24 protein-coding genes are annotated in these 21,646 nt (G+C 65.3%); 12 read left to right on the forward strand and 12 right to left on the reverse strand.

The genetic code is table 11. The annotated features are described in order from the left end of the window. The first annotated feature begins 225 nt into the window (after positions 1–225). The gene (locus tag H6A21_RS05090) at positions 226–843 is read left to right on the forward strand and encodes a histidine phosphatase family protein (protein WP_204560933.1); all 618 of its coding nucleotides are present in this window, start codon (positions 226–228) and stop codon (positions 841–843) included. A gap of 195 nt (positions 844–1,038) precedes the next feature. Here H6A21_RS05090 and H6A21_RS05095 read toward each other — a convergent pair whose 3' ends face one another. Further along, entirely contained in the window at positions 1,039–1,356 is a 318-nt protein-coding gene (locus tag H6A21_RS05095) for a hypothetical protein (RefSeq protein WP_204560935.1), read from the reverse strand. On the opposite strand from H6A21_RS05095, the gene H6A21_RS05100 reads away from it, so the two are divergent. After that, entirely contained in the window at positions 1,342–2,745 is a 1,404-nt protein-coding gene (locus H6A21_RS05100) for a glycoside hydrolase family 1 protein (RefSeq protein ID WP_204560937.1), read from the forward strand. The two genes, H6A21_RS05095 and H6A21_RS05100, sit on opposite strands and share 15 nt — an antisense overlap. An 84-nt stretch (positions 2,746–2,829) precedes the next feature. Here the strand turns inward: H6A21_RS05100 and H6A21_RS05105 are convergent, their stop codons facing one another. Further along, complete coding sequence (locus tag H6A21_RS05105; RefSeq protein WP_204560939.1) at positions 2,830–3,126, reverse strand: DUF1016 N-terminal domain-containing protein; 297 nt, start codon at positions 3,124–3,126, stop codon at positions 2,830–2,832. Between the two features lie 365 nt (positions 3,127–3,491). Here H6A21_RS05105 and H6A21_RS05110 point away from each other — a divergent pair, with 365 nt between their 5' ends. Further along, positions 3,492–4,367 (forward strand): LysR family transcriptional regulator, encoded by an 876-nt coding sequence (locus tag H6A21_RS05110; RefSeq protein WP_204560941.1) that lies wholly within the window; start codon positions 3,492–3,494, stop codon positions 4,365–4,367. 49 nt (positions 4,368–4,416) lie between these two features. On the opposite strand, the gene H6A21_RS05115 is transcribed toward H6A21_RS05110, so the two are convergent. From H6A21_RS05115 to dnaK, 9 genes are all read right to left on the reverse strand, one after another. Then, entirely contained in the window at positions 4,417–5,355 is a 939-nt protein-coding gene (locus H6A21_RS05115; RefSeq protein WP_204560943.1) for a helix-turn-helix transcriptional regulator, read from the reverse strand. Positions 5,356–5,377: 22 nt separating this feature from the next. Further along, positions 5,378–6,337, reverse strand: coding sequence for a hypothetical protein (locus H6A21_RS05120; protein ID WP_204560945.1), 960 nt, complete (start codon positions 6,335–6,337; stop codon positions 5,378–5,380). A 5-nt stretch (positions 6,338–6,342) separates the two neighbouring features. Beyond that, positions 6,343–7,038, reverse strand: coding sequence for an ABC transporter ATP-binding protein (locus tag H6A21_RS05125; protein WP_204560947.1), 696 nt, complete (start codon positions 7,036–7,038; stop codon positions 6,343–6,345). Position 7,039: 1 nt separating this feature from the next. After that, on the reverse strand, positions 7,040–7,750 hold the full coding sequence (locus H6A21_RS05130; protein WP_204560949.1) for a hypothetical protein: 711 nt from the start codon (positions 7,748–7,750) through the stop codon (positions 7,040–7,042). Further along, positions 7,747–8,595: a hypothetical protein gene (locus H6A21_RS05135; RefSeq protein WP_204560951.1), complete on the reverse strand. Its 849-nt coding sequence runs from the start codon at positions 8,593–8,595 to the stop codon at positions 7,747–7,749. Before H6A21_RS05135 ends, H6A21_RS05130 begins: the two co-directional genes overlap by 4 nt. Positions 8,596–8,766: 171 nt before the next feature. Then, positions 8,767–9,180: a heat shock protein transcriptional repressor HspR gene (locus tag H6A21_RS05140; RefSeq protein ID WP_204560953.1), complete on the reverse strand. Its 414-nt coding sequence runs from the start codon at positions 9,178–9,180 to the stop codon at positions 8,767–8,769. A gap of 153 nt (positions 9,181–9,333) precedes the next feature. After that, the gene (locus tag H6A21_RS05145) at positions 9,334–10,290 is read right to left on the reverse strand and encodes a DnaJ C-terminal domain-containing protein (RefSeq protein WP_204560960.1); all 957 of its coding nucleotides are present in this window, start codon (positions 10,288–10,290) and stop codon (positions 9,334–9,336) included. A gap of 185 nt (positions 10,291–10,475) precedes the next feature. Then, positions 10,476–11,303, reverse strand: a complete 828-nt coding sequence (locus tag H6A21_RS05150; protein ID WP_204560962.1) for a nucleotide exchange factor GrpE — start codon at positions 11,301–11,303, stop codon at positions 10,476–10,478. Positions 11,304–11,305: 2 nt separating this feature from the next. Further along, the gene (gene dnaK, locus H6A21_RS05155) at positions 11,306–13,204 is read right to left on the reverse strand and encodes a molecular chaperone DnaK (RefSeq protein ID WP_204560969.1); all 1,899 of its coding nucleotides are present in this window, start codon (positions 13,202–13,204) and stop codon (positions 11,306–11,308) included. A 423-nt stretch (positions 13,205–13,627) separates the two neighbouring features. Between dnaK and H6A21_RS05160 the strand changes: the two genes are divergently transcribed. Then, positions 13,628–13,810: a DUF362 domain-containing protein gene (locus H6A21_RS05160; protein WP_204560971.1), complete on the forward strand. Its 183-nt coding sequence runs from the start codon at positions 13,628–13,630 to the stop codon at positions 13,808–13,810. A gap of 125 nt (positions 13,811–13,935) precedes the next feature. Here the strand turns inward: H6A21_RS05160 and H6A21_RS05165 are convergent, their stop codons facing one another. After that, the gene (locus H6A21_RS05165) at positions 13,936–14,523 is read right to left on the reverse strand and encodes a hypothetical protein (RefSeq protein ID WP_204560973.1); all 588 of its coding nucleotides are present in this window, start codon (positions 14,521–14,523) and stop codon (positions 13,936–13,938) included. Positions 14,524–14,717: 194 nt separating this feature from the next. Here H6A21_RS05165 and trxA point away from each other — a divergent pair, with 194 nt between their 5' ends. From trxA to H6A21_RS05205, 8 genes are all read left to right on the forward strand, one after another. Beyond that, positions 14,718–15,038, forward strand: coding sequence for a thioredoxin (trxA, locus tag H6A21_RS05170; RefSeq protein ID WP_204560975.1), 321 nt, complete (start codon positions 14,718–14,720; stop codon positions 15,036–15,038). A 167-nt stretch (positions 15,039–15,205) separates the two neighbouring features. Beyond that, a complete protein-coding gene (locus tag H6A21_RS05175; protein ID WP_204560977.1) occupies positions 15,206–15,454 on the forward strand; it encodes a hypothetical protein in 249 nt (82 codons plus the stop codon). A gap of 2 nt (positions 15,455–15,456) precedes the next feature. Then, positions 15,457–15,906: a nickel-responsive transcriptional regulator NikR gene (nikR, locus tag H6A21_RS05180; protein ID WP_204560979.1), complete on the forward strand. Its 450-nt coding sequence runs from the start codon at positions 15,457–15,459 to the stop codon at positions 15,904–15,906. Next, positions 15,903–18,305 (forward strand): carbamoyltransferase HypF, encoded by a 2,403-nt coding sequence (hypF, locus tag H6A21_RS05185; protein WP_204560980.1) that lies wholly within the window; start codon positions 15,903–15,905, stop codon positions 18,303–18,305. The genes nikR and hypF overlap by 4 nt, the downstream gene beginning before the upstream one ends. 143 nt (positions 18,306–18,448) lie before the next feature. Next, on the forward strand, positions 18,449–18,706 hold the full coding sequence (locus tag H6A21_RS05190; RefSeq protein ID WP_204560982.1) for a HypC/HybG/HupF family hydrogenase formation chaperone: 258 nt from the start codon (positions 18,449–18,451) through the stop codon (positions 18,704–18,706). After that, a complete protein-coding gene (gene hypD, locus H6A21_RS05195; protein WP_204560984.1) occupies positions 18,703–19,803 on the forward strand; it encodes a hydrogenase formation protein HypD in 1,101 nt (366 codons plus the stop codon). Before H6A21_RS05190 ends, hypD begins: the two co-directional genes overlap by 4 nt. Before the next feature lie 46 nt (positions 19,804–19,849). After that, a complete protein-coding gene (gene hypE, locus H6A21_RS05200; protein WP_204560986.1) occupies positions 19,850–20,872 on the forward strand; it encodes a hydrogenase expression/formation protein HypE in 1,023 nt (340 codons plus the stop codon). Positions 20,873–20,887: 15 nt separating this feature from the next. Continuing rightward, on the forward strand, positions 20,888–21,556 hold the full coding sequence (locus H6A21_RS05205) for an HAD family hydrolase (protein WP_204560988.1): 669 nt from the start codon (positions 20,888–20,890) through the stop codon (positions 21,554–21,556). The last annotated feature ends 90 nt before the right edge of the window (positions 21,557–21,646 follow it).

A 21,646-nucleotide genomic window follows, 5' to 3' on the forward strand; every position in this document is an offset into this window, starting at 1 on the left:
TGGCGCGTGCTTGAGGCTTTAAATCGTTGTGGACGCCTCCAAATCGCCGGGTTTGGAGCCGAATCGGGCATTCGACGGAGCCTAATCGGGCTCATCGAACGCCCGAGCCCCGCCGCGAGAGCCGTCTGAAAATGCATAATCGACATTTTTATCCACTTTGGCTCAAAGCACGTGCCATCGCACGCCAAACACCGCCCCCGCCACGCAAGAAAGGACCCCTCGACGATGAAAACGCTGTACCTCATGCGCCATGGCGAGACCATGTTCAACGCGCAGCACCGCATCCAGGGCTGGTGCGACTCGCCGCTCACCGTGCGCGGCATCGAACAGGCGCGCACCATGGGTGCCAAGCTGCGCGAACGCGGCGTGCGCCTTGATCGCGCCGTCTGCTCGACCGCCGAGCACGCAGCAGATACGCTGGAACTTGTCCTGGCCGAACTCGGTCAGCCCGATCTTCCCTGCGCACGCGTCAAAGGCCTGCGCGAGATGTTCTACGACGACCCAGAGGCCCAGCAGGACTTCCTTGCCGAAAACGATCCCGAGGCCTGCCGGACCTACTATCTGCAATTTGGCGGCGAGTCATCCGATACGGTCCGCGACCGCATGGTCGCCACCTTGACCGACATCATGCTCAAGCCTGGCAGCGAAACCGTGCTGGCCGTAGGCCACGGCGGCGCCAACTTCAACTTCCTGCGCGCCATCCAGAATCCCATGCCCGTTCTCAACGCCGGCTGGGGCAACTGCACGACCTGCGTTTACGCATTCGATGAGGCCCACGCAGACGAAGTGCCTGATGGCCACGGCGCTGGCCCGTGGAGGCTGCTGGACGTCGTCAGGCTGTAGCACCCAAGCACAACGGAACCGCCAACGGGAAGCGCCCGCACACCCGAATTTCAACTCGGGTGTGCGGGCGCTTTTCCTATCGGCGCCGCGCGCATCGCGGTAACTATGAGTCCGACAACGCCGGCCTCTGAAGCCCGCGACACCCCGACGCCAGCCAAACCGCTGGCCGCAAGGGCCCCCTGCAGCTACGCTGCCCTAAGCGGTCTCGGGCTTGTACAGAATGAAAGTCGCGACAAACGTCACCACGATACCGACCGCCGCACCGGCGACCATCCAAACGAGGTTCATGATGTCGCCACCCAGGAACACCGGCAGGCCACCCAGCAGGCCCGGGGCGGCAGACATCGTATGTGCGGCGACTCCGCCCAGGCCAGCGACGATACCGCCGCAGAAGCTGCCGATCATAGCTCCGTACATGGGCGTCTTAAAACGAAGGTTCACGCCGAACATACCGGGTTCGGTCACGCCGCCCACCAACGTCAGACGAAAGGAGCGCTTATGTTCTACCGGCATCCCAAGCCGTTCCCCGACGGGTTTCTTTGGGGCGCCTCCACCTCGTCGTATCAAGTTGAAGGCGCCTGGAACGAAGACGGCAAGGGCATGTCTGTCCAGGACCTGCACACGCCGCCCGCGGGCATTACCGACTTCAAGGTCGCAAGCGACCACTACCACCATATGGAGGAGGACGTTGCCCTCATGGCCGAGCTCGGCCTGAAGGCATACCGCTTCTCCATCAGCTGGTCGCGCGTCATGCCTGAGGGCGACGGCGCGGTGAACGAGGCGGGCCTCGCCTTCTACGACCGCCTGGTCGACGCGCTGGTCGCACACGACATCACGCCTGTGGCCACGATGTTTCATTTCGACCTTCCGCTCGCCCTGCATGAGCGTGGCGGCTGGGCCAATCGCGCCACCGTCGACGCCTTCGAGCGCTACGCCCTTGTGCTGTTCGAGCGCTTGGGCGACCGCATCAAGATGTGGCTCACCATCAACGAGCAGAACGTGATGGTCATCCACCCCAACGCCATGAACCCCGGACGGCTTCCCGAGGCGCCCGAGCTCTACCAGCAAAGCCACAACATGTTCGTGGCGAGCGCCAAGGCGACGCTCATGTTGCACGAGATGTGGCCGGATGCCAAGATCGGTCCGGCGCCCAACATCACGGCCATCTATCCGCAAAGCTGCGACCCGGCAGACGTGGTTGCCGCCGATAACTGGGAATCCATCCGCTGCTGGAACTACCTCGACGTGGCATGCTTTGGCCGCTACAACCCCATCGCCTGGGCGTATATGGAGGAGAAGGGCTGCACGCCGGTGTTCGAGGAGGGCGACGCCGAGCTGCTCGCCGCTGCCAAGCCCGACTACCTGGGCGTGAACTACTACGCCACCGCCACCGTCGCCGCGCCGAAAAACGACGGCACCGACCGCGCCGCGCGTGCCGGCGACCAACAGGTCATGCTCGGCGAGGAGGGCGTGTACCGCTCTGGCGCGAACGACCACCTTACGGCAACCGAGTACGGCTGGATCATCGATCCCATCGGCATGCGCACGACGCTGCGCCGCGTGGCGAGCCGCTACGGTCTGCCCATCCTCATCACCGAAAACGGCCTTGGGGCACGCGACACGCTCGAGGCGGACGGCCGCGTGCACGACCCGTACCGCATCGACTACCTGCGGCGGCACTTCGAGCAGGCCCAGCTGGCGATTTCCGACGGCGTTAACCTTATCGGCTACTGCCCCTGGAGCTTCATGGACCTCGTGAGCACGCACCAGGGCTACGGCAAGCGCTATGGCTTTGTGTACATCGACCGCGATGAGGAAGACATCCGCTCGATGGCGCGCATTCGCAAGGACAGCTTTGCCTGGTATAAGCACGTGATCGAGACGAACGGGGCCGAGCTGTAGGCACAGACTGTCGTATAACGGAGAGTCACAGCGAGCGCCCGCCACCCACAGAAAGGGTGGCGGGCGCTTCTCCTACTATTCTTGCTATTTCATCGCGACAAGCGAAAGAGATCCTTCATCTCGATCCCCAACTTTGTCGAACAGGTACATCGTATGGCCCCAGGGAATTTGTGCAGCAAGCTGCTGCACAAATTCGAAGTCGTACTCGCGCGCAAGCCTAAGCATGTACTTCAAGCTGCGGACCGAAAAGCCTTTGATGCCCGGGTACACCACTCGGATATCCCCGAAGAGGGGCTCCACGAAGCGGTTCCCCCACTCTGAGCGCTCATCGATGAGCTTGCCGATCGATCCTCTTTTGCGCGACGAGCCCCACCCTTCCATCAAGAGCTCCCGTAGGAGTGGCATGTCGAACCTCACGAGCCCACTGCCCGCCGGTGCTGCCATAAATAGTGCAACGCGCCGGGTCTCACGAACGAAGCGCCGATATGTCGCAGCACAATCATGATATTCCGACAATGTCTTTAGCGTTCTACCAGATAAATAACTTTACCACCTACGGAATATCATGATTTCCCGTGCGAGGACAGGCTACCGACAGGGCTGCAGCGCGGACCCCGAAGCGCCGCGGCCTCATGACCATGCAACTGTCTCGATAAGAGTCAGAACAAGCGCTCGCCTCTCGCGGGCACGCGACACGCGTATACTTATTCGCAATCCATACCTTTAACGCATGGAAAGGCCGCGCTATGGAGCTTCGCCATTTGCAGTACTTCCTGATGGTCGCCCGCGAGGGGACCATCTCGGGCGCGGCGAACGTGCTACACATCTCGCAGCCCTCGCTTTCGCGCCAGATGCAGGACCTGGAGCATGAGCTGGGCTGCAAGCTCTTTGAGCGCGGGAGCCGGCGCATCGAGCTCACCGAGGCAGGCATGCGTTTGCGCCGTCGCGCCGAGGAGATCGTCGACCTGGTGGGCCGCACGGAGTCGGAGTTTTTGGTGTCGGCCGACACGCTTGCCGGCGAGGTGCGCATCGGCGGCGGCGAGACGCAGGCCATGGCGCTCATCGCCGATGCGATCGCCGAGCTGCAGGAGGCCTATCCCTTGCTGAGGTTTTCGCTGTTCAGCGGTAACGCCGAGGACGTGGGCGAGCGCTTGGATACCGGACGCATCGATTTCGGCGTGTTCATTGGGCAAACCGATCTTTCTCGCTACGAGACCATCGAGCTGCCCGCACGCGACACCTGGGGCGTCTTCATGCGCGAGGACGACCCGCTGGCCAAGCTCGACGTCATCCGCGCCGAAGACTTGCTGGACCGGCCGCTCATCTTCTCGCGCCAGGCCAGCCAGGAGATGCGCAGATGGTTCAAGCACGACTTCGCCGAGCTGGACATCGTCGCCACGTACAATCTGCTGTTCAACGCCGCGCTGCTCGCCCGGCGTGGCGTGGGTTACGTGGTGAGTCTCGAGGACATCGTGGATACTTCAGCGGGCAGCGGGCTGGCGTTTCGGCCGCTCGATCCGCCCATGCATGCCAACATTACGATTGCGTGGAAGCGCTACCAGGAGTTTTCGCCCGCAGCGAGCGTCTTTTTGGATAAGATCCGCAGCCTGTGGGGCGCTTAGCGTGCTGCCCGCAATAAGCACCTTGGGATAATCTTGTGGGCCGCTACGCCTACCGCCCGATTGTTCTGCAGACAAGGCATGCGAGTGCGCCGAACACCCAGCTGAGCCAGAAAAACGGCCAGTCGAGCAGAAACAAACCCACGAGGGCGACGGCGGTCGCAAACGCCATAACCAGCGAGAACATGCGGAGCCGCACCGCACCTGGCTCGCACGACACAAGCTCGTTGCGAGCGTTGTAGCCCGCAACGTCCATGCGTGCAGCCATGAACGACGCATAAACCGCTGAAGAAGAAGCAGCGGCGACCCCCATCAGCAAACAAACAAGACCTGTCGTCGTATCGAACGAACAGGCAAACAGCACAAATGCGACCATACCCGCGCAGAACAGCGCCGCACATACAAGGCCGATCTTAAACAAGCGATCGTGTGCCGCCGTACGTTCACGCTCCGTGTACTCGCCCTCGATTCGCCGATAACGCTGCCTGAACGCCATGTGCTCACGCACGGCTGGCATAATGAGCGCCGTCACGGCCGCAAGGGTAACAACCAGGACAATACGGCTGCTGACCGGCAGCAGGCCTCCCCACAAAAACGCTAGGCCCGACGATCCGCCCAGGCGCACCATCGCGGCCGGGCCCAAAAAGCCCAGGCCAACCGCCACTGAAACGAGGCGTGCCCTTCGGCGCATATGCGCATCATACGCGGCAAACGATGAGCTCTCCTGCGCGCATGCCGCCGCTTCCCCCTCGTTCTCCAGCTGTCTCTCTAATTCGGAAGAGGCCTTGGCCACGACATCGCCCCGCACAAGCTCGTCGAGTGTGCAGCCAAACAGGTCACACACACGCAGCAGCTTATCCATCTCGGGATACGCCCGCTCCGCCTCCCACTTGCTTACCGCCTGGCGCGACACGCCGAGCATCAGGGCAAACTGCTCCTGCGTTAGGCCATCACGCGCGCGAAGGCGCTGCAAGTTGTCGCGAAAGCTCATGACACGCTCCCTCCGCACCCCATTATAGATAGAGGCATGATGCATCTGCCAAGGCGGAGCCCACCTCTTCTGCAGCGTCAGCCGGAAGCGCCCGCGCCCGCACGCGCTCCAACAGATCATCGCGCATACGGAGCCACTCCGCACGCGACGCCCCATCCGCGACGTAGGCAGTATGGTACGATGCCTCCTCAAATGTGGTAAAAGGAGTGTCTAGCAGGAAATCCAATGACGCAATCGGCACATCGTCTTCGTTCGAACCAACTGCAAGCTTGGCGTGCGGATGCTCCATGAGTGCGTAGCGGGGCTGCGCCAAGTCGCCATCGGGCGTCGTCACGGGTTGAAGGAAGAGGATGTACCTCCCGTTTTGATGCATGGGAGTGCCTCCAAAGGACGAATACCGTCCCCTCGCGCACACCTGGTAGCGGTTGGCAAGCGTCTGGAAATCCGTATCCCAGTCCACCCGGACCTGCGAAGTCCGCACTTCGGTGTCGCCCTCGCTCAATAGCTTGCTGAGCGCGGAAAATGGCGAGCTGCGCTTGGCGATGTTGTCGATGGCGATAGGCTCGTACACCGAGATGCGTTCACCCACGGCGATCCCCGGCAGCCCCTCGCCACGGTAAACGCGGTCAATGGTGACATCGGTCAGCAAAGCATTGTAGCGATGCGTGCGCTGCCCCGTGCAGGTAGCTTCCACGATGATAGGCGCCACCTCGACCAGCGCGCCCGCATCAAGGAAATCGAACGAGAACCATGCGCCTTCATCGCGCACTTGTCCCACGTCGTAGGTCGTCAGGGCATACGGGAGCCGATCGAGCGCAAGCGGCCGGCTCGCGCAAAAATCCGTGTAGCTGCCGCGCGTTGCCAGCGCAAACGTCGCGCATGCAGCAAGCAGCATTCCCCAGATAACACCCCATGCAATCCGAGTACGGCGATGATCGGTCAAGGCTTCGCGCTTCAGTTGTTCTTGCCGCGCATCCTTCATGTCCCTCACCCCTCGCGCACCGTTCCGTTGTCGAATGCGAACTGTCGGTCGCACAGCGCCTCCAACTCCTTACGATCATGCGAGGCGAAGACGACCGTCGCCCCGCGCTCGCGCTCTTCGCGCAGCACACCGTGAATGAGCGCCCGGCCGGCGGGATCGAGCGCGCTGGTCGGCTCGTCAAGCAGCAGCAGACTTGGGCGCTCCATAATGGCCTGCGCCAGGTGCAACCTTTGGCGCATACCCAGGCTATAGCGCCGATACGCCCGCTGGTCGCGCGGGTCGAGTCCGACGCGTTCCAACGCGCGTTCGAGGTCGCATTCCCGCATGCCGCGCCGAAGCGACGCCAGCAACCGCAGGGTTTCCATGCCGGTGCAGTCGACCCAGAGCGCCATGGGCTCGATGACGATTCCCGCAGATGACGGGGAATGACCAGGACGTAGGCGCTCTCCCAAGATATCGATGCTCCCCGCGTCGATGGAAACGAGCCCAGCCAGTGCGCGGAGCAGCATGGTTTTTCCTGAGCCATTGGGACCATACAGGCCATAGATGCCGCCTGGCGCCATGTGCAGCGTGACATCGCGCAACACGGTGCGGCCGCGCAGGGTTTTCGTCACGCCGGAAAGCGTGATTCCCGCGTTGGGCTGATGCGCCTCGAAGGCCCACTTTGCCGCAAGGCCCTTCTTCTTGCTCTGCTGAACCATGCTAGACCTCCCGATTCGTCAGAATATCGCGGCGCCGCACGCAGGCGAACGCTACCGCAGCGAGCGCGCCCGCAAGCAGGACGAGCCACAGGGCGTCGTGCGCGGTCGCGGCAAGATTAGGCGGCACATCGACTCCGGCTATTACCCATCCCACCAGCGGCACGCCGCCGCCCGGCACGTTCAGGGTCATGAAGTCCCACACGCCATAGATGAGCGCCGCGATGACCCCCGCCGGCAGCACGCCGGTCGCCCACAACAAGGCGTTGAGCAGCAGCCCGACAACCGTGAAAAACAGCGTCTGCATCGCCCAGGAACACAACAGGTATGTTGGCGTGAATGCCGGCGCGGGAAAGCGCGCGAGCAATGCGGGCAGCGGGGCCACGGTGAGCGCAGCAGAGATGATCGCCGCGGCTTGGAGCACCGATGCCGCGCAGCGCAGCATCAAGCGGAAGCGCGTTTTACACGCGACGATTGGCACGGTGCGGGAAAACAGACGCACAGGCTGCACAAAGCACGCCAGAGAAGTCGGCACATACACAAGACCCGCCATGGCCGGAGCGTTGAGGCGCGCATACGCCCAGCAGATGTGCTGATCGGGCAGGCCCTGGGGACTGAGCATGAGCGTCTGACCAGCGCGTACGAGTACCAGCGCGACAAGGGATGCCGTGACTGAAGGTGTGCGCAACCAGCGGGCGAACATCGCGGCACTCATAGCAGCACATCCCGTCGCATGCGTATGGCCGCCGCGATGATGAGGAGCGATAAGCCAAAGACGACAGTCGGCGCGATGACAGCAAAAGCGACGCTCAGGTTGGCGCTTGGGTTGGGGAAGAGGTAGCTGGGGATGAACGTGTTGAATCCGATTGCACCGGAACTGGATAGCAGCCCGTGCACCGCGCTGCTGAGCACCCCAAAGCCGACGGGCACGCCCCAGGCGACCCAGCGGTTGGTACGCGCAAGCAGCGAAACGGCAAAGCTCAGGAGGGCAACGATTCCTGCCCACGCGGAGGCGTACAAGGCGTAGGCGGTGTTTGCGAGATACGGGCGGGCGGACGAAAGCCCAGCAAAAAGACCATCCGCGGGGGTCTCGAGATAGACCGGCGTGTTCATGCTGCCCGCGAACGAGCCCTCGATTGGGAACGTGACGAGTGCCAGCACCTGGAGCAGAGCGGCCATGGCGAGCGTGATAAGAAAGCCGCCCACGAATGCGACAGTGGCATTCGCCCAGATATATGTAGGGGTTGATGTGCGGCTTACTATGGCAGCCGCCGTTCCTTCGCGCACCTCCTGCGCAAGATTGCCGGCGGCGACAAGCGAGGCAACCGGAAAGAGAAGCAACGCGATATAGATCATGAGGGCGTGCGCCTGCATGCGCAGATTGTTCCAAGCCCAGCCGTAAGCAGCGCCCGGGACCGATCCCGCTTCTTCTCCAAAGAACATCCAACACGTTTGCGCAAACCCGATGAGGGCAAACAGCAACATGATCGTGACGGCGGCTTTGCACTCGCGTCGCGCGCAGGCACGACGTGCTTCCAAGATGAGCAAGCGGGCGAACATGGCGGACCTCCCCTGCGTCTTTGCGGCTGACTTTGCCTCATTGTACCGGTGCGGAGTGAGATAGCACCACCATGTTCGAGTTTCTTTTGAGCGAAAACGCCCGCTACCTGTGGTTGACGCCGCAGGTAGCGGGCGCTGTGCGAGCGAAAGGCTCGAATTGCGCCGTGTGGCCTACAAGTCGCCGCCACCCAGCAGGCCGCGCAGAACCTGATGCGGGTCGGCGGAGCCGTCGCGCGGGGCGAGCGCGGTGATCTTCTTCTGCATCTTGAACTCGTGGACCTCGTCCTCGAGCTCGCGCACGCGGGCGCGGAGCTTTTCCATCTCGCGCTCGCGCTCTTCGGCACGCTCCTTCATGTCGAGGATGCGCACCACGCCGGCAAGGTTGATGCCCTCATCGGTCAGCTGGTTGATGAGTTCCAGCCGCTCGATGTCGGCGCGTGAGTACAGACGCGTGTTGCCGCCCGAGCGCTGCGGGTTCACCAGGCCCTTCGATTCGTACACGCGCAGGGTCTGGGGGTGCATGCCCGTCAGCTCCGCCGCAACGGAAATCATATAAAGCGGCTTGTTGCGCGCATCATCAGCCATATCAATCCCCAAACTTTCCGGTGTGACAAGCGTGGCGGGCGGGGCACGCCTCCGCATCACGCGTTCATTTTATAGTGCTTCTTGCCGTGCAGGCGCGCCGATCATGACGCGGGAAGGCGCCCGGCATGCCATAATCGGCGGCTGCACATCGTGCTAGATCTTGGCGCGGAAGCGGTTGACGTCCGCACGGTAATCGCGACGATCGGCAGCGCGCAGCTTCTCGAGCGCCGTCTTCTCGTCGGATGTCAGGTTCGTCGGCACCTGCACGGCGACTTTCACCAGCAGCGCGCCGGTGCGGCCGCGGTGCTTCACGTCAGGCGCGCCCATCTCCTTGAAACGGAACGTCTTGCCGCTCTGCGTGCCCGCAGGCACCTTCAGGCGCACGGTCGCGCCACCGGGCGTGGGTACCTCGACCGAGCAGCCGAGAGCCGCCTCGTATATGGAGATCGGCAGCTCCATCGTCACGTCGGCGCCCTTGCGCTTGAACAGCGGATGCTCCGCCACGTTCGTGGTCACCACGAGGTCGCCGCGTTCGCCGCCGTTCACGCCGTACTCGCCGCGGCGCTTGTAGCGCAGCTTGCCGCCGTCGACGGCGCCCGCGGGCACCGAGACCGTGATGGTCTGCTGCTCACCGGTGGACGGAATGCGATAGGTCACCTTGTGCGTCACGCCGCGAAATGCGTCCTCGGCGGACACGTCGACGGACAGCGACAGGTCGCTGCCCTTGCGGGGCCTGTTGCTGGCCGAGCGGCCACCGCCGCCCATGCCCCCGAAATTCGTCGCCCAATCAGATCCGAATGCGCCATCGCCGTTGAAGATGCTGCTGAAGATGTCGCTCCAGCCGCTGGCACCGGCGCCGCCCGTATAGGTGTAGCTGCCGCCGCCCGCTCCCGGGATGCCACCGAACATCAGCATCTGGTCGTACTCTTTGCGCTTCTTGGGATCCGAAAGCGTCTCGTACGCCTCCGAGATCTCCTTGAACTTCGCCTCGTCGCCGCCCGCATCCGGGTGGTACTTCTGCGCGAGCTTGCGAAACGCCTTCTTGATCTCTTGGTCGGAGGCGTTCTTCTGGACCCCCAGCACATCGTAGAAATTCTTGCCCTGCGGCATGATACGCCCCCTCCTTTCCCCAAACACCCCGCACTGGCACCCGGGCGGGGACCCGGTGCCGATATCTGCGGGGCAATCATCTCAAATTGCTCTTACTCTATCTGAACATGACGGCAGGCGGGTCGCCCCCTGCCATCATGTTGAAAAGGGCTCCGGAGCGCGCATGCCCCGGAGCCCTTCTGACGTTACTCCTCGGCCCCCTCGGCGGCATCGCCCACTGGCTGTTCCTCAGGTTCCGGCGCCGGGCGCTTGGCGCCTCCATAGGTCACCGTGACCATGGCCGAGCGCAAGATGCGGTCGCCCATGCGGTAGCCCTTCTGGTACACGTCGCGCACCGTCTCGTCGTACGCCTCGGTGTCCTCGACGCGTCCGACCGCTTGGTGCTCAAGCGGGTTGAACGGCTCGCCCTTAGGGTCGATGACCTCGACGCCCTCGTGCTCGAACACGCTCAGAAGCTTCGAGTGCACCGCATCGACACCGTCGACGAACTGCTTGAAGTCGTCGGACAGCTCAAGGGAACGCGCGTGGTCGACCGCGCGCTCGACGTCGTCGACGACAGGCAGCAGCGCGCTCACGAGCTTCTCGGTGGCGCGGGACTGCTCGGCCAGGCGCTCCGCCGCCGTGCGGCGACGGTAGTTCTCCCAGTCGGCCTGCAGGCGGGTCGCGCGGTCGGCGGCCTCGGTCGCCTTCGTCTCGGCGGCCTTCTGCGCCTCGGCGGCGGACTCAAGCTCGGCACGAACCTCGGCGAGCTCGTTTTGCACCTGCTCGTACTTCACCTTGAAGTCGTCGTTCGCGGCCTCCTCGCCGGCGCGGATGGCGGCCTCGACCATTTCCTCCTCGGTCATGGCGGACACCTCCTTCTCAGCGGTCTCAGCGTCGTTCTCGACGGTTTCGGTCTCGGCAGCCTCGCATGCCTCGTCAGCTGCCTCTACGGGAATCTTCACGTCCTTCTCCTCAGCATCCGCGGAGGCGGCAGCGGCGGCCGCCTCCGTGTGGTCATTGCGGGCGGACATGATTACTTGTCCTCGTCGACAACCTCGTAGTCGGCATCGACGACATCGTCGTCGGAGCCGGCCGCAGCGCCGGTGGCGCCGCCCTCGGTGGCCTGCTGGGCATCCGCGTAGACGATCTGGGCGAGCTCGTAGGCCACGGACTGCAGGTTGTCGCCAGCGGTCTTGATGGCCTCGACGTCAGAGCCCTCGAGCGCCTTCTTGGCCTCGGCGATGGCGCTCTCAGCCTTGGACTTGAGGTCGGCGTTGACCTTGTCGCCCAGGTCGGCGAGCGTCTGCTCGGTGGAGTAGGCGAGGCTGTCGGTCTGGTTGCGGACCTCGACCTCCTCCTTCTGCTTCTTGTCCTCCTCGGCGTGGGCCTCGGCGTCCTTGACCATGCGGTCGACTTCCTCGTCGGACAGCGCCGTGGAGCCGGAGATGGTGATCTGCTGCTCCTTGCCGGTGCCCTTGTCCTTCGCGGAGACCTTCACGATGCCGTTAGCGTCGATGTCGAAGGTGACCTCGATCTGCGGCACGCCGCGGCGGGCGGCCGGGATGCCGGTGAGCTGGAACTTGCCCAAGCTCTTGTTGTCGCGAGCCAGCTCGCGCTCGCCCTGCAGGACGTTGATCTCGACGCTTGTCTGGTTGTCGGCGGCCGTGGAGTAGATCTCGGTCTTGGAGGTCGGGATCGTGGTGTTGCGGTCGATCATCTTGGTCATGATGCCGCCCATGGTCTCGACGCCCAGCGACAGCGGGGTGACGTCGAGCAGCAGGATGTCCGACGGGCCGTCACCGGAGAGGATAGCGCCCTGGACGGCCGCGCCGGAGGCGACGACCTCATCCGGGTTCACGGACATGTTCGGCTGCTTGCCGGTCATGTTCTTGACGAGATCCTGGACGGCGGGCATACGGGTGGAGCCGCCGACGAGGATGACCTCGGTCAGGTCGGAGAGCTTGAGGTTGGCGTCGCGCAGGGCGTTGGTGACCGGCTGCTTGCAGCGCTCGAGCAGATCATGGGTGATGCGCTCGAACTCGGCACGGGTCAGCGTGTAGTCGAGGTGCTTCGGGCCGGTGGCGTCAGCGGTGATGAAGGGCAGGTTGATGGTGGCCTGCTGGGCAGCGGAGAGCTCCTTCTTGGCGTTCTCGGCGGCCTCCTTCAGGCGCTGCAGGGCCATGGGGTCCTGACGCAGGTCGATGCCGTTGTCGGCCTGGAACTTGTCGGCCAGCCAGTCGATGACGCGCTGATCCCAATCGTCGCCGCCCAGGTGGTTGTCACCGGAGGTGGACAGGACCTCGAACACGCCGTCAGCCAGATCGAGGATGGAGACGTCGAACGTGCCGCCACCCAGGTCGAACACGAGGATGCGCTGGTCGGTACCCTGCTTGTCGAGACCGTAGGCGAGCGCGGCGGCGGTCGGCTCGTTCACGATACGCTTGACGTTCAGGCCGGCGATCCTGCCGGCGTCCTTGGTGGCCTGACGCTGGGAGTCGTTGAAGTAGGCGGGGACGGTGATGACGGCGTCGGTGACGGTCTCGCCCAGATACTTCTCGGCGTCGGTCTTCATCTTCTGCAGGATCATGGCGCTGACCTGCTCGGGGGTGTAGTCCTCGCCCTCGATGTGGACGACGGCGCGGCCACCCTGGCCTTCCCTGACCTCATACGGGACGGTCTTGATCTCAGAGGCGACCTCGGAGTACTTGCGGCCCATGAAGCGCTTGATGGAGAACACGGTGTTCTTCGGGTTGGTGACCGCCTGGTTCTTGGCGGCCTTGCCCACGACGCGGTCGCCGTCGGCGCGGAAGCCGACAACGGACGGGGTGGTGCGATCGCCCTCGGCGTTCACGATGATGGTGGGGTCGCCGCCCTCGTACACCGCCATGGCGGAGTTGGTTGTACCAAGGTCGATACCAAGAATCTTGCTCATGATATATCCCTCTTCTTTCTTGTTGCTTTTCGGGTGGCTCCGAGAGGGCCCGGCGCCACGCGTTTTTTCTCGTTCGACCTTTACTATATCCCCTTATAGGCTCGGCTATACAAAATCTAAGTCATTCCATATAAGATTTTCTAAAAAAGTTTAGACAGCCCCCGAACGGGAGCCGACGGCGAACGCCTCGGGCGCATCGCCGGCATATCCGGACTCCAAGGGCCGCGTTTCCTGCGCAAACGGCCGCAACCCCTTGTCTTCGCAGCTAGTAAGCCTAAGCTGACTTGACGAAAGGAAGAAAAAAGCAGACGCCGAGGCTTGCAATGGCGTTCCCTCGTGGTATGTTAGGCCCAGAACAGCTCGGCCCGCGCTCGCCTGCGCTGCCGAGTGCAATGTGTACCGCACAGAGAGAGGATAACTACTATGGCCAAGCCTATCATTGATGCTGATGAGTGCATCGCCTGCGGCGTCTGCGTCGACACCTGCCCCCAGGGCGTTCTCGAGCTCAACGACGTTGCCACGGTGACCGACGAGGACTCCTGCATCGCCTGCGGCGCTTGCCAGGAGGCCTGCCCGGCCGGCGCCATCACCGAGATCGAGGAGTAAACTCCCCGCCTATCGGCTGCGCTCACGTGCACGCACGCACAAGCCCGGATCCTCAGGGGTCCGGGCTTTCTTGTTATTACATATATAGTAGATGGCTGCGGATGAGCCGTCCGCGCGCTCGCACGCTAATAGGGGGCGCCCGCGGGCGGGATCTGCTTGAGATAGGCCCACATGCGCTGCTTCTCGCGCGGGTCTGACAGCGCGGCCTCAAAGCCGTCGAGCGGCAGCACCCGGCGCCCGAGCACGTGCGCCACGAGCCCCGGCGACAGCATCGCCACATCGAAATCCTCTATCACCACAAGCGCATCGGCGTAGGCGTCGCGCATGACGTCCGTCGCCGTGGTATCGAGCAGCACGACCGCCTCGGGATCAAGCGTCTCCATCGCCTCGTGGAAAACATCAGGGCCGATGAGCTCGCCTGCGGGCGCTGCGGCATCGGCGTCTGCCGCAGCATCTCCCGCGCGCACCGCGATACCGCAGAAATCCTCGGGGGCGTAGCCGATCGCCGTCAGGGCGGCGCGCAGGGCGACGCCATCCGGCCCCGCGAGCAGCTCCCCGCCCGCCAGCTCGGCATCGTCCAGATCCCCTTTGACCAGCACGATCGGCGAGAGGGCGTTGCCCACCATGCGGACGCCGCGCGCCGCCAGGCTATCGAGCTGGTCGTCCAGCGCAGCCGCGAACGCCTCTTTGCGCTCAGCCGTAGAAATGTGCATGGGGCCCTCCTATCCGTCAGGCAGCATCATAGCGCTCCCGGACACGCCGCGCCCCGGAGGCGGGGCGATTCGTCCGAGTGCATGTGCGGCAGAAAAATGACACCGAGGCATCGTGCATCGACATCCCGCAAGTGGGTATAACCCCCAACGTACCAGACGACCCGCGCCTCCGCGCAGTCAATAGGAGGAACGCCATGGCTACCATCATCGAGGCCACCCCCCAGAACTTCAACCAACTGCTCACGTCCGACCTGCCCGTCCTCATCGACTTCTGGGCCCCGTGGTGCGGCCCGTGCCGCACGCTTTCCCCCATCGTCGACGAGCTCGCCGATGAGCTCGAAGGCAAGCTCGTCGTCGCCAAGTGCAACGTCGACGAGAACCAGGACCTCGCCATGAAGTACGGCGTCATGTCCATCCCCACTCTCGTGATGCTCAAGGCTGGCCAGGAGGCCATGCGCACCGTTGGCGCCATGCCGAAGGCACGCCTTGCTGCTGAAATCGAGAAGGCGCTCTAGAGATCCCCTTCCCTTCCTTCCCTTCTCGCGATAACGAGACGCCTTCCCGTACGGGGCGGGCCGCAGACTGTCTGCGGCCCGCCCCGTCGCATATCTGGCGGCAGTCGCCATGATTGGCTCGTAGTACACTGGTGCGAACACGAGAACACCCGTCCGAGGAGACGACTATGCACGATACCGGCATGAACATGAGCCAGCTCGCCATGAGCGTGAAGCAGATCGACGACACGATCGCGCTCGCCCGCTCGTGGAGCCACGACCTGATGCACGCGACCGAGGCCTACGACATGGAGCGCATCGGCACCAAGCTGCGCGGTGCCATGGATGCGCTCGCCGAGGCGAGAAGCGCCCTCGAGGGATATGAGGATGCGATCGAGGCGGACCACAACGCCGTCGGCACCGTCAGGCTGGTGTAACCGTGGGCGCTCCCGAGTCGAATGGCGAGCTCGTCCGGTTCTCCGTCGCCGTGCCCGATGACATGCTGAACGACTTCGACGCGCTCATCACCCGGCGGGGCGAGGCGCGCAACCGCTCCGAGGCCATCCGCGACCTCATGCGCGCCGCCCTCGTGCGCGATCGCGCCCGCACGCCCACAGCCCAGGTCATCGGCTCGCTCACGATGATCTACGACCACCATGTCGCCGACCTCGCGCGGCGCCTGGGCGATATCCAGCATGAGTACACCGACGAGATCGTCTCGACCATGCACGTGCACCTCGATCACCACAACTGCCTGGAGATCCTTGCCGTCAAGGGTACGGGTGCGCGCGTCTACGAGCTTGCCGACAAGCTGCTCGGCATGCGCGGCGTCCACCACGGCGAGCTCACCTGCGCCGCAACCGACGCGAGCCTGGACATGCACGCATGAGCGGATCTCGTCACGTCCACATCCACGTCACGGGCATCGTGCAGGGCGTCGGCATGCGCCCCTTCGTCTACCGCGAGGCGACAGCCCACGGCATCTTCGGCTCGGTGCTGAACGCAGGCGACGGGGTCCACATCGACGCCGAGGCGGCCCCGGATGATATCGATGCCTTCGTCCGCGACCTCGCCGCACACGCCCCCGCAGCCGCCCGCATCGAGCATATCGAGGTGCGCGACGCCGACCCCGATACCGACGCCTCGCCCGGCTTCCGCATCATCGCCTCAGATGGCACCGGGCGCCGCACGACGCTCGTGTCCCCCGATATCGCAACCTGCGACGACTGCCTCCGCGAGCTCTTCGACCCCGCGGACCGGCGCTTCCACTACCCCTTTATCAACTGCACGAACTGCGGCCCGCGCTTCACCATCATCAAGTCGCTGCCCTATGACCGGCCGGCGACCTCGATGAGTGATTTCCCCATGTGCCCCGCCTGCGCGCACGAGTACGCCGATCCCGGCGACCGCCGTTTCCACGCGCAACCCGACGCCTGCTTCGCATGCGGGCCGCACATCACCTGGCGCGAACACGACGCCGAGGGCATCCTGCATGGGCGCGACCTTCGGCTAAGCGACGCGATCATCGTGCGCTGCTGCGAGCTCATCGCCGCAGGCGGCATCGTGGCCATCAAGGGCCTCGGCGGCTTTCACCTGTGCTGCAACGCAGCGGATGAGCAGGCGGTCACCGAGCTGCGCCGCCGCAAGCGACGCGGCAACAAGCCCCTCGCCATCATGGTCGCAACGCTTGAGGAGGCGCGCGGTCTGTGCGAGATCGACGATGCGGAAGCGCAGATCCTCACGGGCACGGTGCGCCCCATCGTCCTTCTGCGCCGGCGTGCAAGCTGCCCGCCGGATGCGCTCGCACCCTCAGTCGCCCACGGGCTTCCCGAGCTCGGCGTCATGCTGCCCTACACCCCGCTGCAGCATCTGCTGCTCGCCGCGGCGGCGCACATGGGTATCCGATCCCTCGTCATGACCAGCGGCAACATCAGCGCGGAGCCCATCGAGACCGACGATGAGACGGCCTGGGAGCGCTTGGGCGACATCGCCGACGCCCTGCTCGGCAACGACCGCGCCATCCTGTCGCGCTACGACGACTCGGTCGTGCGCGTCTGGCGCGGCCGCATCCTGCCCGTCCGCCGCGCCCGCGGCTTCGCCCCCAACCCCCTACCGCTTCCCGACAAGGACGCCCTCTCGGTGCTCGCATGCGGATCTGAGCAGAAGGCGACGCTCGCCATCACGCGCGCGGCAGACGGAAACGTCCAGTGCTTCGTCTCGCAGCACATCGGTGACGTGGAGAACGCTTCGACGCTTTCCGCCTGGCACGACGCCCGCCATCGCTTCGAGCGGCTGTTCGACCTCAGCCCCCAAGCGCTCGCCTGCGACGCGCACCCCACCTACCTCACGAGCCAGTGGGCGCGCGGCGAGCGCGAGCGCACGAAGGCCCCCCTCATCGAGGTCCAGCACCACCATGCCCACATCGCCTCGGTTATCGCCGAGGCCGTCTGCACGGGTGCGCACGATGCCGCCGAGCCGGTTATCGGCGTCGCCTTCGACGGCACCGGCGCCGGCGACGACGGAGCCGTCTGGGGTGGCGAGTTCCTCGTCGCGACGCTTACCGGATACACCCGCGCCGCGCATATCTCCTACTGGCGCCTGCCGGGCGCGGCGGCGAGCATCCGCGACGCGCGCCGCTGCGCGCTCGGCCTGCTCACCGCGACCGGCATGCTCGCGCACCCCGGCGCCGCGCCCTTGCTCGCACGCCTCTCGGAGCGCGAGCGCTCCGTCACGGACACGATGATCGCGCGCGCCATCAACAGCCCGCTCACCTCGAGCGCCGGACGCCTGCTCGACGCCTGCGCCGCGCTCCTTTGCATCTGCGACACTGCGACCTACGACGGAGAGCCCGCCATCATGCTGGAGGCGGCGGCGCATGCGGCGGCGGCATGCGGCGACGTCCCGGTCCGGCTCGCGCTGCGGCGCCCGGATGACGCCGCGGCTCCGCTCGCGCTCGACCCCACCCCGCTCGTCGAGCGCCTGCTCGACGGCATCGCGCGCAAAGAGACCGCCGGCGCGCTCGCTCGTCTCGTACACGAGTCGCTTGCGCAGGCGATCTGCGACACCGTGCACGAGATCTCCCGCGCAACCGGCATCCGCACCGCGGCGCTTTCCGGCGGCGTCTTCATGAACCGGCTTGTGCTCGAGCGCACCGCCCAGCTGCTCGAGCGCGCGGGCATGACCGTGCTCGTACCGCACACCGTGCCCATGAACGACGGCTGCATCGCCTATGGCCAAGCCGCCGTCGCCTCCGCCCGTCTCGCCGCACCCCGGGCACGCGCTGTATAGCATGCGCGTCGATGCGGCCGTCCTGGACCTGCCGGCGCGTCGACGCGCGTTGCCCCAATGTTCCGGGCGCGGTACCATTTTCCCGATTGAACGTCATGCGACGAGGGGTACTCCCCCTGCGCCATGTAGAAAGGAAGGCGCATATGTGCCTTGCTGTTCCCGGTAAGCTGCTCTCCATCGAGGCGGACGGCAGCGCCGTCGTCGACATGCTCGGGGCGCGCCGCGAGGTGTCGCTCCGCCTGGTCCCCGACGCCCAGATCGGCGACTACGTCCTCGTGCACGCGGGCTTCGGCATCCAGGTCATCGACCCCGCCGAGGCCGAGGAGACGATTCGCATCGTGCGCGAGCTCGACGATCTGGTCGCCGAAGAGCTCCCGCTCGTCGAGGGCGAGCCCGCATGAGCGCGCCAGGCATCAACTTCGCCGCCTTCCGCGACCCCGTGCTCGCACGCGGCCTGATCGACCGCATCCGCACCACCGTCGGCGACCGCGAGCTCAACCTCATGGAGGTCTGCGGCACGCACACGGTAAGCATCGGACGCTACGGCTTTCGCTCCGTCATGCCCGCGGGCCTTCATCTGCTCTCGGGGCCGGGTTGCCCCGTATGCGTCACGGCCAACCGGGATATCGACCATGCGATCGCGCTTTCGCGCATAGACGGCATCACGATCGCCACGTTCGGCGACATGATGCGCGTGCCCGGCTCCACCTCCTCGTTTGCCGCCGAGAAGGCCGCTGGGGCAGATATCCGCATCGTCTACTCCCCGCTCGACGCGCTCGCACTCGCCAAGGCGAACCCGGAGCGCCAGGTCATCTTCATGAGCGTGGGATTTGAGACGACGACGCCCACCATCGCCGCGAGCATCCTCGAAGCCGAGGCGGCGGGCATCGACAACCTCACGGTGTTCTGCGTGAACAAGACGACCCCCGCGGCGCTGCGCGCCATCGCCGACGACCCCGAGACGCGCATCGACGGCTTCATCCTGCCCGGGCACGTCTCCACCATCACCGGCGTCGCGCCCTATCGCTTCCTGGTCGACGAGTTCGGCATCGGCGGTGTCGTCTGCGGCTTCGAGCCCGTCGACATCCTCGAGGGCATCGAGTTGCTCGCGCGCATGATCGCCACCGGGACGCCGTCGATAGAGAACGCCTATCTGCGCGGCGTCGCCACAGACGGCAACCACGTGGCGCGCTCCCTGTGCGACCAGGTGTTCGAGACCTGCGACGCCACGTGGCGCGGGCTCGGCACCCTGCCGGCATCCGGTCTGCGCCTGCGCGACGCCTACGCGCGGTTCGACGCCTGCCGCCGCTTCCCGGTCGATGTCGAGCCCACGCGGGAGCCTGCCGGCTGCCGATGCGGCGACGTGCTGCGCGGGCGCATCGCGCCGCCCGCGTGCCCGCTGTTCGGCCGGGCCTGCTCCCCGGAGCATCCCGTGGGTCCCTGCATGGTCTCCAGCGAGGGGAGCTGCGCGGCCTATTTCCGCTACCGTGAGGAATGAAAATCCCAGTCAGCGCCTGCACGCAGGTTCGATGAGGAGTGACGACATGGCATACGATACCATTCTGCTCGGGCACGGGTCCGGCGGGCAGATGATGAAGCGGCTCATCGACGAGCTGTTCTTCGAGTGCTTCGGCTCACCGGAGCTTGTGGCCGGCAACGACGCCGGCGTAGCCGAGCTTCCCCCGACGGGGCGCATCGCCCTGTCCACCGACAGCTTCGTGGTCACGCCGCAGTTCTTCCCCGGCGGCAACATCGGCAGGCTCGCGGTGTGCGGCACGGTCAACGACGTGGCCACCTCCGGGGCGCAGGTCCGCTACCTGTCCTGCGGGTTCATCCTCGAGGAGGGCTACCCCATGGACGACCTGCGCACCATCGTGCAGACCATGGCGGAGACGGCCGCCGAGGCGGGCGTGCGCATCATCACCGGCGATACGAAAGTCGTCGAGCGCGGCGGTGCCGATGGCGTCTACATCAACACCGCCGGCGTGGGCGAGGTGCCCGCGGGCGTCGCGCTCTCGGGCGCAGCGTGCCGACCGGGTGACGTCGTGCTGCTCTCGGGCACGCTGGGCGACCACGGCATCGCCGTCATGAGCCAGCGGGAGGGGTTGTCCTTCGGCACCGACATCGTGAGCGATGCCGCACCCTTGAACGGGCTCATCGCCGCCGTCATGGAGGCCGCACCCCACGTGCGCTGCTTCCGCGACCCCACCCGTGGGGGTCTTGCCAGCACGCTGAACGAGTTCGCAAGCGCGAGCAACGTCGCCATCGAGATCGAAGAGGAGGCCATCCCGGTGCGCGACGCGGTGCGTGGCGCCTGCGAGATGCTCGGCTACGACGTCCTCCAGGTCGCCAACGAGGGAAAGATGGTCGCCGTCGTACCCGCAGCGGAGGCAGACGACGCGCTTCGCGCCATGCGCGCCTCCCGCTACGGCGAGAATGCCGCGATAATCGGTCGCGTCGAGGAGCTCGCTTCGGGCGCCGCGCCGATCGTCCGTGTGCGGACCGGCTGGGGCTCGACGCGCGTGCTCGATATGCTCGTCGGCGAGCAGCTCCCCCGCATCTGCTAGGCAAAAGGAGAACCCATGTCAGCGCCTCTCACCCACATCGTCTTCGATCTTGACGGCACGCTCCTCAACACGCTCGACGACCTCGCAGACGCCGGCAATCACGTCTGCTCCCTCATGGGATGGCCGACGTTTTCGCATGATGCCTACCGCTTCAAGGTGGGCAACGGCATCCACAAGCTGATCGAACGCATCGTGCCCGCCGAGTTCGCCGGTGACGCCCCCATCATGCAGCGAGCACTCGACGAGTTCCGCAGCTATTACGCCGCGCACAAGGAAGACCACACGGCGCCCTATCCGGGCATCGCCGAGATGCTCGACGAGATGCGCGCACGCGGCCTCACGCTCGCCGTCCTCACCAACAAGGACCATGCGGCCGCCGCCCCGCTCGTGGAGCGCTACCTCGGCTCCGGGCGCTTCGCGCTCGTCCAGGGACACGTCGATCCCTATCCTCCCAAACCCGACGCGGGCATCACGCGCCATCTGCTCGAGCAGCTCGGTGCCGATGCCGCCACCACGCTCTACGTGGGCGATTCCAGCGTCGATGTCGCCTGCGGGCACAACGTGGGCATGCGGGTTGCAGGCGTCGCCTGGGGCTTCCGCGGCCGCAACGAGCTCGCATGCGCGGGCGCCGACTTCATTGTCGATACGCCCGCCGAGCTGTGCGCCATCGCACGCGTCCGCTAGCCGCTGGCGTGTCCTCATCGGGGACGGGGTTGTTTGGTGCCACGCGGCGCCCGGTCGGGCGCCGCGTGGCACCAAACAACCCCGTCCCCG

Origin of the sequence: Collinsella tanakaei (assembly GCF_016902615.1) — a bacterium.
GTDB lineage: Bacteria > Actinomycetota > Coriobacteriia > Coriobacteriales > Coriobacteriaceae > Collinsella > Collinsella tanakaei_A.